The organism is Cedecea sp. (assembly GCF_036500665.1).
Taxonomy (GTDB): domain Bacteria; phylum Pseudomonadota; class Gammaproteobacteria; order Enterobacterales; family Enterobacteriaceae; genus Cedecea.
In genome coordinates this window covers 123,885-136,720 of the sequence record NZ_DASYBS010000083.1, presented here as the reverse complement: position 1 = coordinate 136,720, position 12,836 = coordinate 123,885, and the positions used below count along the sequence as shown (strand labels likewise).

The 12,836-nt window shown below is 58.0% G+C and carries 12 protein-coding genes; 4 read left to right on the top strand and 8 right to left on the bottom strand.

What is annotated here, in order from left to right:
• Positions 1-286: 286 nt before the first annotated feature.
• Genes napC through napF form a run of 7 tightly spaced genes read right to left on the bottom strand, consistent with a single transcriptional unit; the run spans position 287 to position 6,118 of the window.
• A complete protein-coding gene (napC, locus tag VGM55_RS13445) occupies positions 287-889 on the bottom strand; it encodes a cytochrome c-type protein NapC (protein WP_038480382.1) in 603 nt (200 codons plus the stop codon).
• Between the two features lie 3 nt (positions 890-892).
• The gene (gene napB / locus VGM55_RS13440) at positions 893-1,342 is read right to left on the bottom strand and encodes a nitrate reductase cytochrome c-type subunit (RefSeq protein ID WP_331635730.1); all 450 of its coding nucleotides are present in this window, start codon (positions 1,340-1,342) and stop codon (positions 893-895) included.
• Complete coding sequence (napH, locus tag VGM55_RS13435; RefSeq protein WP_331635729.1) at positions 1,339-2,202, bottom strand: quinol dehydrogenase ferredoxin subunit NapH; 864 nt, start codon at positions 2,200-2,202, stop codon at positions 1,339-1,341. The genes napB and napH overlap by 4 nt, the downstream gene beginning before the upstream one ends.
• Entirely contained in the window at positions 2,189-2,884 is a 696-nt protein-coding gene (napG, locus tag VGM55_RS13430; RefSeq protein ID WP_154187798.1) for a ferredoxin-type protein NapG, read from the bottom strand. The genes napH and napG overlap by 14 nt, the downstream gene beginning before the upstream one ends.
• A 6-nt stretch (positions 2,885-2,890) precedes the next feature.
• Complete coding sequence (gene napA / locus VGM55_RS13425) at positions 2,891-5,377, bottom strand: nitrate reductase catalytic subunit NapA (protein ID WP_154187799.1); 2,487 nt, start codon at positions 5,375-5,377, stop codon at positions 2,891-2,893.
• Positions 5,374-5,637 carry a chaperone NapD gene (napD, locus tag VGM55_RS13420; RefSeq protein WP_038480369.1) on the bottom strand — a complete coding sequence of 88 codons (264 nt, stop codon included), beginning with the start codon at positions 5,635-5,637 and terminating at the stop codon, positions 5,374-5,376. The genes napA and napD overlap by 4 nt, the downstream gene beginning before the upstream one ends.
• Entirely contained in the window at positions 5,627-6,118 is a 492-nt protein-coding gene (gene napF, locus VGM55_RS13415; RefSeq protein WP_331635728.1) for a ferredoxin-type protein NapF, read from the bottom strand. The genes napD and napF overlap by 11 nt, the downstream gene beginning before the upstream one ends.
• Before the next feature lie 352 nt (positions 6,119-6,470).
• Here napF and narQ point away from each other — a divergent pair, with 352 nt between their 5' ends.
• The 3 genes from narQ to acrD all read left to right on the top strand — a co-directional run bounded on the left by narQ (position 6,471) and on the right by acrD (position 12,103).
• Positions 6,471-8,180 (top strand): nitrate/nitrite two-component system sensor histidine kinase NarQ, encoded by a 1,710-nt coding sequence (narQ, locus tag VGM55_RS13410; RefSeq protein WP_331635727.1) that lies wholly within the window; start codon positions 6,471-6,473, stop codon positions 8,178-8,180.
• 18 nt (positions 8,181-8,198) lie between these two features.
• Positions 8,199-8,840, top strand: a complete 642-nt coding sequence (gene narP / locus VGM55_RS13405; protein ID WP_154187801.1) for a nitrate/nitrite response regulator protein NarP — start codon at positions 8,199-8,201, stop codon at positions 8,838-8,840.
• A 152-nt stretch (positions 8,841-8,992) separates the two neighbouring features.
• Positions 8,993-12,103 carry a multidrug efflux RND transporter permease AcrD gene (gene acrD / locus VGM55_RS13400; protein ID WP_331635725.1) on the top strand — a complete coding sequence of 1,037 codons (3,111 nt, stop codon included), beginning with the start codon at positions 8,993-8,995 and terminating at the stop codon, positions 12,101-12,103.
• 114 nt (positions 12,104-12,217) lie between these two features.
• Here acrD and ypfM read toward each other — a convergent pair whose 3' ends face one another.
• Positions 12,218-12,277, bottom strand: a complete 60-nt coding sequence (gene ypfM / locus VGM55_RS13395) for a protein YpfM (protein ID WP_115586383.1) — start codon at positions 12,275-12,277, stop codon at positions 12,218-12,220.
• A gap of 202 nt (positions 12,278-12,479) precedes the next feature.
• On the opposite strand from ypfM, the gene VGM55_RS13390 reads away from it, so the two are divergent.
• Positions 12,480-12,836, top strand: coding sequence for an ArsC family reductase (locus tag VGM55_RS13390; protein ID WP_154187803.1), 357 nt, complete (start codon positions 12,480-12,482; stop codon positions 12,834-12,836).

The following is a 12,836-nucleotide window of genomic DNA, read 5'->3' as shown; positions in this document are numbered from 1 at the left end:
ATCGCCTCCGTTTTCTCTCCGACTGGCCAGGGTCCGGACGTCGGGAACGGCCGGAGGCTGAGAGCGTCGGGAACGCATCTCAGCCGACCCAGGACTGGGAGATAAAACGGAGGTCTGCCGCTTTAGCGGTCGATTTATTTGACCGGGAGTCCGGGGTCTCGGGGAAATGACGGTGATTTCCCCGAGTCGTTCACCGTTGCGGTGGCTGCATATGAAGCTGTACTTGAGGTGAACGGAACCTTAGTTGCGCCTTCAAAAGTAATACTCACCAGGCCCCCTGGCTCGATCAAAACCCCGCCTCAACCTCTCTCATATCCGGCAGCTTATGCGCTATCCCTTTGTGACAGTCGATACAGGTTTTACCGTCTTTTATCGCTTCATCATGCATTTTGGCGGCCACGGTTTTCTGTGCGGTAAAATCCATATAGTCGAAGTTGTGGCAGTTTCGACACTCCTGCGAATTGTTGTTCTTCATGCGCCGCCACTCGTTTTGCGCCATCGCCAGGCGGTGGTCGTCAAACTTCTGCGGGGTGTCTATCAGGCCAAAAGCCTTGGCATACAGCTCTTTGCTGGCCTGGATTTTACGGATCATTTTCGGCACCCACTCATGCGGCACATGGCAGTCCGGGCAGGTGGCGCGCACGCCGCTGCGGTTGTTGTAATGCACCGTCCCCATGTATTCCTCATACACGTTATTGCGCATCTCGTGGCAACCAATGCAGAACTCTTCGCGGTTGGACATTTCCATCCCGGTATTAAAACCACCCCAGAAGATTATCCCTGCTGCAAAGCCGATAAGCAGCAACGTGCCGAGCGCCAACCGGCTTGGCCTGCGCCACCACTGCCACACGCGCTTAATCACGCCAGGTTTACGAGTTGATTTATCCATGACTTATTTCCCAAAACCTTTTGATGGCGTGAAGGTGTTCTCGACAATCGGCGCGGCGTCCGCCTGCGGCACATGGCACTGCAGGCAGAAATAGCGGCGCGGCGCCACGTTCGACAGCACTTTGCCGTCGCTGTCCAAAAAGTGCGTTGGGCTGACGCGCGGCGCACCCGTGGTGCGATAGCTTTCAACGCCGTGACACTGCAGGCAACGGTTGCTGGAGGTGGTGACCTGATAGCCGTCCACGCTGTGCGGGATCATCGGCGGCTGGTTAACGTAGTTCAGCGCCATACGCTCCTGCTGCTTTGGCATACGGACCGCCCCTTCCGGCGTCCCTGAAACCTCCGGCGACTGATTAAGATCCACGCCGTTTGCCGCCCATAATGCGCCACTTACGACCAGTGTTAATGCCGTGCCCCATTGAAATAACGCCTTCGTCAGGCCATGACTTTTCATGATTTAGCTCCCGAGCTCCATCGTATTGTTATTTTGAAAACATCTTCCGGGCAGATGTCGATGCAGCGACCACAACTCAGGCAGTCACGGCTCGTCACCCGCGCCGGGCTGTGCTTATCCAGTACCGGCGCGCGCAGAATTTGCGGCTCCGGGCAAACGTGAAAACAATCCATACAGCGGGTGCAGCGCTCACGACCGCCGGTGCTGACTTCAAGCACACCTTTGCTGCCAACGACGCCATAGAGCGCCCCAAGCGGGCAGAGATGACCACACCAGCCGTGTTCAACCAGCAATAAATCGAAGAGAAACAGCGCAACCAGCAGCCAGATTCCGGTTCCAAAGCCGAATATCAGCCCTCGTCCCATCAGCGATACCGGGTTAACCCACTCCCAGAGGAGCGTGCCGGTCAGCGCGCTGCCGGCAAGCAGCATTCCCAGCAGCAGATAGCGCAGCCAACGGGGCAGCGAAGCCGAAGCGTTAAACCCTGTTTTCCGGCGCAGCCAGGCGGCCAGGTCCGTCAAAGGATTCAGCGGGCAAACCCATCCGCAAAAAATCCTTTTGCCCAGCAGCGCGTAGCCAGCCACCACAATGCCTGCTCCAATTAGCGCCAAAGCTGAAGGCAAGTGGCCGCCCAACAGGCTTTGCAGCACCAGCAGAGGATCGCTCAGCGGCACCGTGTCCAGCAGCAGGCTGCCGCTGTAATTGCCATGCAAAACCCACACGCCGAAAAGCGGACCGCAGAGAAAAAAACTTAAAACCAACGCCTGCGAAAAACGGCGCATCAGCAGCCATTTTCGGCTATGCCACCAGCCCTTTTTCGCTGCGGCATCGTGCCCTGCATCCTGCTTATGGTTTGCCATCGGTCGCCTCCAGCCAGCCAAAACGGTAATGCTTGCCTAACTCCCCTTTTGCCAGCGAGCGTGGCAGCACTTTGATTGCCGCCAGGTCCAGCACGCAGGCCTGCTCACACTTGCCGCAGCCGGTGCAGGCATCGCTGTGTACCGTCGGCAAGAAGCGGGCGTGTTTGCCGGTACGCAGGTTGCGCTCCATCTCAAGGGTGATGGCCCGGTCGATAGACGGACAAACGCGATAGCAGACGTCGCAGCGCAGCCCCTGATAGTTCAGGCAGTTTTCATGATCCAGCAGAACCGCCAGCCCCATTCGCGCGTCGTCGATCGAGGCGATATCCGCGTCCAGCGCGCCGCTTGGGCACACTTTGGCGCACGGCACGTCTTCACACATTTCGCAGGGCACGTCCCGCGCGACAAAGTACGGCGTGCCCGCCGCAAGCCCGGAAGCAAGCGTGGCCAGCTTCAGGGTGTCGTAAGGACAGGCCTGCACGCACTGCCCGCAGCGAATGCAGGCGCGTGAAAATGCCTCTTCATCCAGCGCGCCCGGCGGACGCAGCCGCACGCCCTGCGCGCTGGATGTTTGCTGCTGCAACCCCAGAACCACGGCGACGGCCGTCAGCCCTGCCGCCGCCCGCGCAACGTCACGCAAAAAGCGGCGGCGTGCCGGTTGAGTTTTGTCGGCGCGGGACATTGCGCGTTACACCTTCGCCAGCTTCACGGCGCACTTCTTGAAATCCGCCTCTTTGGAAAGCGGATCTGTAGCGTCGAGCGTCAGGTTGTTCACCAGCTGCGCGGCGTCGAAGAACGGCATGTAGACCAGGCCGCGAGGCGGCTTGTTACGGCCGCGGGTTTCGACAATCGAAATCACTTCGCCGCGGCGAGAGATCACTTTCACTTTGTCACCGCGGCGTAGGCCACGCTCCTGCGCATCCAGCGGATGAATAAACGTTACGGCCTCCGGGAAGGCACGATGCAACTCCGGCACGCGGCGCGTCATGCTGCCGGTATGCCAGTGCTCAAGGACTCGCCCGGTAGAGAGCCACAGGTCGTATTCCTGGTCCGGTGCTTCCGCCGCCGGTTCGAACGGCAGCGCGAAGATCACCGCTTTGCCATCCGGCTTGCCGTAGAATTTGTAGCCTTCCCCGACCTTGACGTAAGGATCGTGGCCTTCGCTGTAGCGCCACTGGGTTTCTTTCCCGTCCACCACCGGCCAGCGTAAACCACGTGCTTTGTGGTAGTCGTCAAACGGGGCCAGATCGTGCCCGTGCCCGCGTCCAAAGCTGGCGTACTCTTCAAACAGGCCTTTTTGCAGGTAGAAGCCCAGCTCGCGAGACTCGTCGTTTAGCTGCTCCTCCGCCAGCTCGGTAAGCGGGTACTTGCGTATCGCGTCGCTGGCAAACAGCACGTCGAACAAAGTCTTGCCACGGTACTCAGGTTTCTTCTCGAGAAGGTCGGCAGGCCAGACATCTTCTACCTTGAAGCGTTTTGCGAAGGTCACCAGCTGCCAGAGATCGGACTTCGCCTCGCCCGGCGCGCTTACCTGCTGGCGCCAGAACTGCGTGCGGCGCTCGGCGTTACCGTAGGCGCCCTCTTTTTCCACCCACATGGCGGTCGGTAGGATCAGGTCGGCCGTCAGCGCGCTGATGGTCGGATAAGGATCGGAGACGATGATGAAGTTGCGCGGATCGCGCCAGCCCGGCATACGCTCTTCGTTAATGTTTGGCCCGGCCTGCATGTTGTTGTTGCACATCACCCAGTAAACGTTGAGCTTGCCGTCCTTCAGCGCCCGGTCCTGGGCAATCGCATGCAGCCCGACTTTGGCTGGAATAGTCCCGGCCGGCAGCTGCCACGTTTTTTCGACGATTTCGCGATGCTTTTCGTTGGTGACGACCATATCTGCCGGTAAGCGGTGGGCAAATGTGCCCACCTCACGCGCGGTGCCGCACGCGGACGGCTGCCCGGTCAGAGAGAAAGGCCCGCAGCCCGGCTGGGAGATTTTTCCGGTCAGCAGGTGCAGGTTATACACCAGGTTGTTGGCCCAGACGCCGCGCGTGTGCTGGTTAAAGCCCATCGTCCAGTAGGAAATCACTTTCTTGTTCGGGTCGGCATAAAGCTTCGCCAGCGCTTCAAGCTGATCTTTTGGCACCCCGCTCATCTCAGCGGTTTTCTCCAGCGTGTATTCCGCGACGAACGCCTTGTACTCGTCGAAGCTCATCGGCTCAGAGGCATCAGACCCCGGATTCTTCGCGGCTTTCTCCAGCGGATGCGTTGGACGCAGGCCATAGCCGATATCCGTCACGCCGCGGCGCAGGTTAACGTGCTGTTTAAAGAACGACTCATTGACCGCGTTGTTCTGGATAATGTAGTTGGCGATGTAGTTCAGAATGACCAGGTCGCTTTGCGGCGTGAACACCATGCCGTTATCCGCCAGCTCAAAGCTGCGGTGCTGGAAGGTCGAGAGCACGGCAACATTGACGTTCTCGTCAGAGAGACGGCGGTTAGTGATGCGTGACCACAGGATCGGGTGCATCTCCGCCATGTTGGAGCCCCAGAGCACGAAGGCGTCCGCCTGTTCGATATCGTCGTAGCAGCCCATCGGCTCGTCCATACCGAAGGTGCGCATAAAGCCCACCACCGCGGACGCCATGCAGTGACGCGCGTTCGGGTCGATGTTATTCGAGCGGAAGCCTGCCTTAAACAGTTTCGCGGCAGCATAACCTTCCCAGACCGTCCACTGGCCAGAGCCAAACATGCCGATGCCGTCCGGGCCTTTCTCTTTCAGGCTGGCTTTGAATTTTTCTTCCATCACGTCGAAGGCTTTTTCCCAGCTGACCGGCTGGAATTCACCTTCTTTGTGGTACTGCCCGTCTTTCATGCGCAGCAGCGGCTGGGCCAGGCGGTCTTTTCCGTACATGATTTTTGGCAGGAAGTAGCCTTTAATGCAGTTGAGACCGCGGTTCACCGGCGCTTCCGGGTCCCCCTGACTTGCCACTACGCGGCCATTTTGGGTGCCCACCAACACGCCGCACCCCGTACCGCAAAAGCGGCATGGGGCCTTATCCCATTTGATGGCATCCTGCTTGCCCACCACCGCACGAGCCACGCCCGGTACGCTGAGGCCCGCCGCCGCGGCAGCTGCGGCAACGGCATTCGCTTTCATAAAGCTACGACGACTGAGTTTCATGGTGCTTCCTCACCTTGTTCATTCTGCTGGTGGTAAACCAGCGACACCGCCAGCACGCCAGAGATATTGCGTGCCCGCTCAATTTGTTCGAGCAGCGTGCTGCTCTCGGCTGCCTCAATAACCACCGCAAGCTTGCCGCTGTCGGTATCGTCGACCGCAACCTCGCTGCCCGGCAGGGCATTAATCGCGCTGCGAACGGCAGCAACGTGTTCAGGTTTGGCCTGAACCACCAGGCCGCATACGTGCCAGTCAGTGTGCATCTTGTGGCCTCAGGGTTATGGCTGACGTCGGGCACCCGGCAACGCAGGCGCCGCAGCCGTGACAGGCAGACGAAGAAATCTGTGGACGGGAAACGCCCTCAAGAGTGGGTAAAAAACGAATCGCCCGCGGCTCGCAGGCATCTTCACAGCTGCGGCATTCCACCTGATGCAAGGCAAGGCAGGTTTCGGCCAGCTGTAAGGTCAGTGCCCAGGGTTTGGAGGATTGCGGCGCAAAAAGTTGCTCAGGGCAGGCTTCAGCGCACGCGTAGCAGAACGTGCATTCGCCGCGGCTAAAGTCGATTTCAGGGTAGCCCCCCTGCCCACGACGAAGCACCCGACTTTGACAGACGGAAATGCAGGTATCGCAGCGCGTGCAGTCCAGCAGAAAATGCGTTTCATCGCCGCTCCAGGGAGGACGAATTACAGGGGTAAGGCTGTGCCAGCCACCGGTCAGCAGGCCGCGACGGGTCAGTTTAGCCATTGGGCAGATCCTTGCTCAAAATGCCCGGCTTAGTTACCACCGGGTAAAAAAGTTCTTCTTTTTATCCGCATATTCAGAGCGGTTTTATACCGGGCCTAAGGTATGTGACGAGGGGTTACAAAAGCATCCCCCTAAAGGGGTAAATGCCGTTGTCGGATCAAAGAGGCGGCGGTTTAGACGCCATAAGGTGCGGCAAGCCAAATGTAAGGAGGCCGTTATGATGTGGCAAAGCTAGCGTTAAATGAGGCAGCATTTTTAGCGCCAGGGCGAAAAAGTCGCAGTCAGTCGTTTGCGTACAGGGCAGATTCTGGTAGGTTTCGCCCCACCATATGCTTTCAGGGGTTATTGCGCAGTGACCGTCAAACGCTCGGTATCCACCAGCCTCGCTCGCGCTTTCTTTTCGATTGTCCTGCTGTCGCTGCTCTCAACCGGCATCGCGATGCTGACGCTCGCCAGCAGCCTGAAGGATGCGGAAGCGGTCAATATTGCGGGCTCGCTGCGTATGCAGAGCTACCGCCTTGGCTACGATCTCCAGGGTGACCCCAACGCGATTGCGGCACATCTGCAGCAGTACCAGCAATCGCTGGATTCCCCGACGCTGCAGCAGCTCAACCGCTTTTGGGTGCCTGACGAGGTTAAGACGCGCTATAACTCGCTGCAGGATGCCTGGCAGCAAATGCAAAAGCACATTCAGAACGAAGATATCGACTGGTACCGCTACAACATCGCCGCCTACGTTGAACAAATCGACCTGTTTGTGCTGGCGCTGCAGCATTACGCTGAGCGAAAAATGATGCAGGTTGTCGCGGCTTCGGTGGTGGGTTTTATGGCGATTTTCACCCTCGTGTTCTTCACCTTACGCCGTATTCGCCAGCAGGTGGTCGCGCCGCTGAATACCATGGTCGAAGCCAGTAAAGCCATTGAGCGCGGCGAGTTTACGCTACCGACGCTCGATCGCTCCTTGCCCAACGAGCTGGGTTCGCTGGCGCAGGCTTTTATCCGCATGGCGGACGAGCTGCAAAAACTCTATCGTTCTTTAGAACAGCAGGTTGAGCAAAAAACCCTGCGTCTGCAGGAAGCTAATCGTATGCTCGAGGTGCTTTACAGCTGCTCTCAGGCGCTGAACGTCAGCACCATCAATCGCGATTGCTTCGTGCAGATTTTGAAAATTATTCACCAGCATGAGGCGGTTAGCGCGCTGGAGATGCAGGTCGGGGAAAACTGGTGCCTGACGGAAGGTACTCCAATTCCGGAAGAGAGATGGCATATCCTGCCGCTGGTTCAGCAGGACAGCGCGCTCGGCACGCTACGCTGGCAATCCCACGGCGAGGTCCCCTCTTCTCAGCTAATGAAAAGCGTTGCCACCATGCTGGGACGAGGCGTTTACTTTAACCAGGCGCAGAAACACTACCAGCAGCTGCTGCTGATGGAAGAGCGAGCCACCATTGCCCGGGAGCTGCATGATTCTCTGGCCCAGGTACTCTCTTATCTTCGCATCCAGCTCACGCTGCTAAAGCGCGCGGTGCCGGAAGACAATCAGCCCGCTCAGCGCATTGTCGGGGACTTTTCCCAGGCCTTAAACGACGCTTACCGCCAGCTGCGCGAACTGCTTACCACCTTCCGCCTGACGCTGCAGCAGGCCGATCTTCCGGCCGCGCTGCAGGAACTGCTTGAGCCGCTGCGCGAGCAAACCCAGGCGGAGATAAGCCTGGCATGCAGCATGCCCACTCAGGCGCTGGATGCTTCTCAGCAAATTCATCTGCTGCAAATCATCCGTGAGGCGGTACTCAACGCCATAAAACACGCGGATGCAAGCCACATCGAGGTTGTTTGCCGCTCGGAAACCGGCGGCGAGCATTATGCCTCGGTGTTTGATAACGGGCACGGGATCGAAAGCCTTGAAGAGCCAGAGGGCCATTACGGGCTGAACATTATGCATGAGCGCGCAGGCCGCCTTGGCGGTGAGCTGACAATATCCCGTCCAGCGCGGGGCGGAACGCGGGTGGAGGTACGCTTCACCTCCACACCGCCGGCAGGTGTCGGCGGTCATAACAATAATTAGCTTTATTCAGGAGTAGCAATGTCAGAGAAAACGGTATGCCAGGTCTTAATCGTCGACGATCACCCGCTGATGCGGCGCGGGATCCGCCAGCTTCTTGAGCTGGACAGCACTTTTGCCGTGGTGGGTGAAGCCAGCAGCGGAGCTGAAGCCATCAGTTTAGCTAACCGACTGGCGCCGGATCTGATCCTGCTCGACCTGAATATGAAAGGGCTGAGCGGCCTGGATACGCTGAACGCCCTGCGCCGGGATGGTATCAGCGCCCGCGTGGTGATCCTCACCGTTTCCGACGCGCGCAGCGATATCTTTACGCTGATTGATGCCGGTGCCGATGGCTACCTGCTAAAAGACAGTGACCCGGAGGCTTTACTTCAGGACATTCACCAATGTCTGGCGGGCGGGAAAGCATTTAGCGAGCAGGTACGCGAGTACTTACATAACCGCGGCAGCGAACGGCAAATTAGCGATCCGTTTGCTATCCTCACCGAGCGCGAACTGGATGTTTTATCCGAAGTGGCTCGCGGCCTGTCGAATAAGCAAATTGCCAGCGGCCTGCATATTTCAGAAGAGACGGTAAAAGTGCATATCCGCAATCTGCTGCGCAAGCTGCAGGTCAGGTCGCGCGTCGCCGCCACGGTTCTGTTTCTGGAAAACAGAGGTTAAAACGACCCAATAAAAGGTACGGTTACAAATCCTGCCAATTACCAAGCTTATTTACACTATCTCCTAAATTTCTCCACGTTTGACTACGCGGTTAAAGCTACAGTGGTGCGGTTATTGATAACAATTAGAAGCTTTTAAGGGGTCCTGACCGCATGGCGAATTTTTTCATTTCTCGCCCCATTTTTGCCTGGGTGCTGGCAATTTTGCTTTGCCTGACCGGGGCATTGGCTATTTTTTCGCTGCCCGTTGAGCAATATCCCGACCTCGCGCCGCCAAATGTGAGGATCACCGCGAACTATCCTGGCGCCTCCGCCCAAACCCTGGAGAACACGGTTACCCAGGTCATAGAACAAAGCATGACCGGCCTGGACAATATGATGTACATGTCCTCCCAGAGCAGCAGCGCCGGTCAGGCCACCATCACCCTGAGCTTTAAGGCCGGGACCGACCCGGACTCTGCGGTCCAGCAGGTGCAAAACCAGCTGCAGTCAGCGGTGCGTAAACTGCCGCAGGATGTGCAGACTCAGGGCGTTACGGTGAATAAAACCGGTGATACCAACATCCTGATGGTGGCGTTTGTGTCCACCGACGGCAGCATGGATAAGCAGGACATTGCCGACTACGTCGCCAGTAACGTGCAGGACCCGATGAGCCGCGTGAACGGCGTCGGCAGCGTGGATGCCTACGGCTCGCAGTATTCCATGCGCATCTGGCTGGATCCGAACAAGCTCACTAACTACCAGATGACGACCCAGGACGTGGTCACCGCCATCAAATCCCAGAATGCGCAAATTGCCGTTGGCCAGCTCGGTGGTACTCCGGCGCTGGATAAGCAGGCGCTGAACGCCACCATCAACGCCCAGTCGCTGCTGCAAACGCCGCAGCAGTTCAAAGACATCACCCTGAGGGTGAATCAGGACGGGTCGCTGGTCACGCTGGGGGATGTCGCCGACGTCGAGATGGGGGCGGAAAAATACGATTTCCTGAGCACCTATAACGGCCAGGCCGCTTCCGGGCTGGGCATTAAGCTGGCCTCGGGCGCCAACGAGATGGAAACCGACAAGCTGGCTCGCGCCAAAATTGAAGAGCTTTCGCAGTTTTTCCCGCACGGACTTGAGGCGAAAATCGCCTACGAAACCTCACCGTTCGTAAAAGCCTCGATCACCGACGTGGTGAAAACGCTGCTGGAAGCGATTCTGCTGGTGTTCCTGGTCATGTACCTGTTCCTGCAAAACTTCCGCGCCACGCTGATCCCGACCATTGCGGTGCCGGTTGTTCTGCTCGGTACCTTCGCCGTGCTGTATGTCTTCGGCTACAGCATTAACACGCTGACGATGTTCGCCACCGTGCTGGCCATCGGCCTGCTGGTGGATGACGCCATCGTGGTGGTAGAAAACGTCGAGCGTATTATGAGCGAGGAAGGCCTCTCCCCCCGGGAGGCAACCCGCAAATCGATGGGCCAAATCCAGGGCGCGCTGGTCGGCATCGCCATGGTGCTGTCCGCCGTGTTTGTGCCGATGGCCTTCTTTGGCGGCACCACCGGGGCGATTTATCGCCAGTTCTCGGTCACCATTGTTGCCGCAATGGTGCTGTCGGTGCTGGTGGCGATGATCCTCACGCCGGCCCTGTGCGCCACAATCCTCAAACCGCTGCATAAAGGTGAGCACCACGGCCAGAAAGGCTTCTTTGGCTGGTTTAACCGTACCTTTAACCGCAGCGCCGAACGCTACGAGAATGGCGTGGCCAGAATTCTCGCCCGCAGCGTGCGCTGGATGTTGATTTATGCCCTGCTGCTCGGCGGCATGGTGTTCCTGTTCCTCAAGCTGCCGACCTCGTTCCTGCCGCAGGAAGACCGGGGTGTGTTTACGACCTCTGTACAGCTCCCAAGCGGCGCAACGCAACAGCAGACCACAAAAGTGGTGCAGCAGGTTGAGCACTATTACCTGACCAAAGAGAAAGATAACGTTGTTTCGGTGTTCTCCACCATCGGTGCTGGCCCCGGCGGGAACGGGCAAAACGTCGCCCGGATGTTTATCCGCCTGAAGGACTGGGACGAGCGCAGCGCGGACGGCAGCTCGTTTGCGATTATTGAACGGGCGACCAAAGCCTTTAATAAGATTAAGGAAGCACGAGTCATTGCCAGCAGCCCGCCAGCGATTAACGGCCTGGGCAACGCGGCAGGCTTTGATATGGAGCTGCAGGATCACGCCGGTGCCGGGCACGACGCGTTAATGCAGGCGCGTGACCAGCTGCTGGAAATGGCCAGTAGCGACCCACAGCTCACCCGCGTGCGCCACAACGGTCTGGACGACAGCCCGCAGCTGCAAATCGATATCGACCAGCGTAAAGCCCAGGCGCTCGGCGTCTCTATTGACGATATCAACAACACCCTGCAAACCGCCTGGGGCTCAAGCTATGTGAATGACTTTATGGATCGCGGGCGCGTGAAAAAGGTATATGTCCAGGCTTCGGCCAAATACCGCATGCTGCCGGACGACATCAACAGCTGGTATGTGCGCAATAAAACCGGCGGTATGGTGCCTTTCTCCGCCTTTGCGACCTCCCGCTGGGAAACCGGCTCGCCTCGCCTTGAGCGCTACAACGGCTATTCCGCGCTGGAAATTGTGGGTGAAGCCGCGCCGGGCTTAAGTACCGGCACCGCCATGGACATCATGGAACAGCTGGTCAGCAAACTGCCAAACGGCTTTGGCCTCGAGTGGACGGGCATGTCTTATCAGGAACGCCTGTCCGGCGCGCAGGCCCCTGCCCTGTATGCCATCTCACTACTGGTGGTGTTCCTGTGCCTTGCGGCGCTGTATGAGAGCTGGTCGGTGCCGTTCTCCGTCATGCTCGTCGTACCGCTTGGGGTGATAGGCGCGCTGCTCGCCACCTGGATGCGCGGCCTGGAGAACGACGTTTATTTCCAGGTCGGGCTACTGACGGTGATCGGGCTTTCGGCGAAGAACGCCATTCTGATCGTCGAATTTGCCAATGACCTGAACGCCAAAGGTCAGGACCTCGTCGCCGCCACGCTTGAAGCCTGCCGCCAGCGCCTGCGCCCTATTTTGATGACTTCGCTGGCGTTTATTTTCGGCGTGCTGCCGATGGCGACCAGCACCGGGGCGGGCTCCGGCAGCCAGCATGCGGTAGGCACGGGCGTCATGGGCGGGATGATCTCCGCTACCGTGCTGGCCATCTTCTTTGTGCCACTGTTCTTTGTGCTGGTGCGCAGACGCTTCCCGCTGAAAGAGCATCACGACTAAGCGCCGTAGATCTTCGGCCACAAAAAGGCGACCTCTAAAGGGTCGCCTTTTTACTGATGTTCGCTGAGTATTCAGTAGCAGAATATCGCGCCGTTGCTTTTTATGCCGGAACGCTTATTTGCGCAACATATCTTCGATGAAGTCTTTCCACTGCCCTAATTCGTGCTCAATCATAACCGCCTCTCTTGATGTTGGCGCAATTATACGCGGATATATTCTGCGGTTGAACCCTTTTTGAGCGGCGAAGTCTTGAGCGTCTTCACAAATATATTGTTAGCAGAATAATGATTTAGCCTGAAATCGCGGCTCGATAATTCCCCTCACCTGCGGCAAAATGGTTGCCCTCTGAAAAATTAAAACAGGACCGACCGCCACCATGATCACCATGTACGGCATTAAAAACTGCGACACCATCAAAAAGGCGCGCCGCTTTCTGGAAGCTCAGGGGGTGGATTACCAGTTTCACGACTACCGCGTTGACGGGCTGGACGCCGGGCTGCTGAACGGGTTCATCGCGGAACTCGGCTGGGAAGCGCTGCTTAATACGCGCGGGACCACCTGGCGCAAGCTGGATGAAGCTCATCGCGCATCCATCACAGACGCACAAAGCGCGGCAGCGCTGATGCTGGAGATGCCGGCAATCATCAAACGCCCATTGCTCTGCGCGCCCGGTCAGCCTATGCTGCTGGGTTTCAACGAAACTCACTATCAGCAGTTTATCAACGAGGTATAG

Excerpts from the sequence above, each read along its gene's own strand:
- napC (WP_038480382.1), bottom strand. The coding sequence starts at position 889 with ATGGATAAATCAACTCGTAAACCTGGCGTGATTAAGCGCGTGTGGCAG.
- napB (WP_331635730.1), bottom strand. The coding sequence starts at position 1,342 with ATGAAAAGTCATGGCCTGACGAAGGCGTTATTTCAATGGGGCACGGCA.
- napH (WP_331635729.1), bottom strand. The coding sequence starts at position 2,202 with ATGGCAAACCATAAGCAGGATGCAGGGCACGATGCCGCAGCGAAAAAG.
- napG (WP_154187798.1), bottom strand. The coding sequence starts at position 2,884 with ATGTCCCGCGCCGACAAAACTCAACCGGCACGCCGCCGCTTTTTGCGT.
- napA (WP_154187799.1), bottom strand. The coding sequence starts at position 5,377 with ATGAAACTCAGTCGTCGTAGCTTTATGAAAGCGAATGCCGTTGCCGCA.
- napD (WP_038480369.1), bottom strand. The coding sequence starts at position 5,637 with ATGCACACTGACTGGCACGTATGCGGCCTGGTGGTTCAGGCCAAACCT.
- napF (WP_331635728.1), bottom strand. The coding sequence starts at position 6,118 with ATGGCTAAACTGACCCGTCGCGGCCTGCTGACCGGTGGCTGGCACAGC.
- narP (WP_154187801.1), top strand. The coding sequence starts at position 8,199 with ATGTCAGAGAAAACGGTATGCCAGGTCTTAATCGTCGACGATCACCCG.
- acrD (WP_331635725.1), top strand. The coding sequence starts at position 8,993 with ATGGCGAATTTTTTCATTTCTCGCCCCATTTTTGCCTGGGTGCTGGCA.
- VGM55_RS13390 (WP_154187803.1), top strand. The coding sequence starts at position 12,480 with ATGATCACCATGTACGGCATTAAAAACTGCGACACCATCAAAAAGGCG.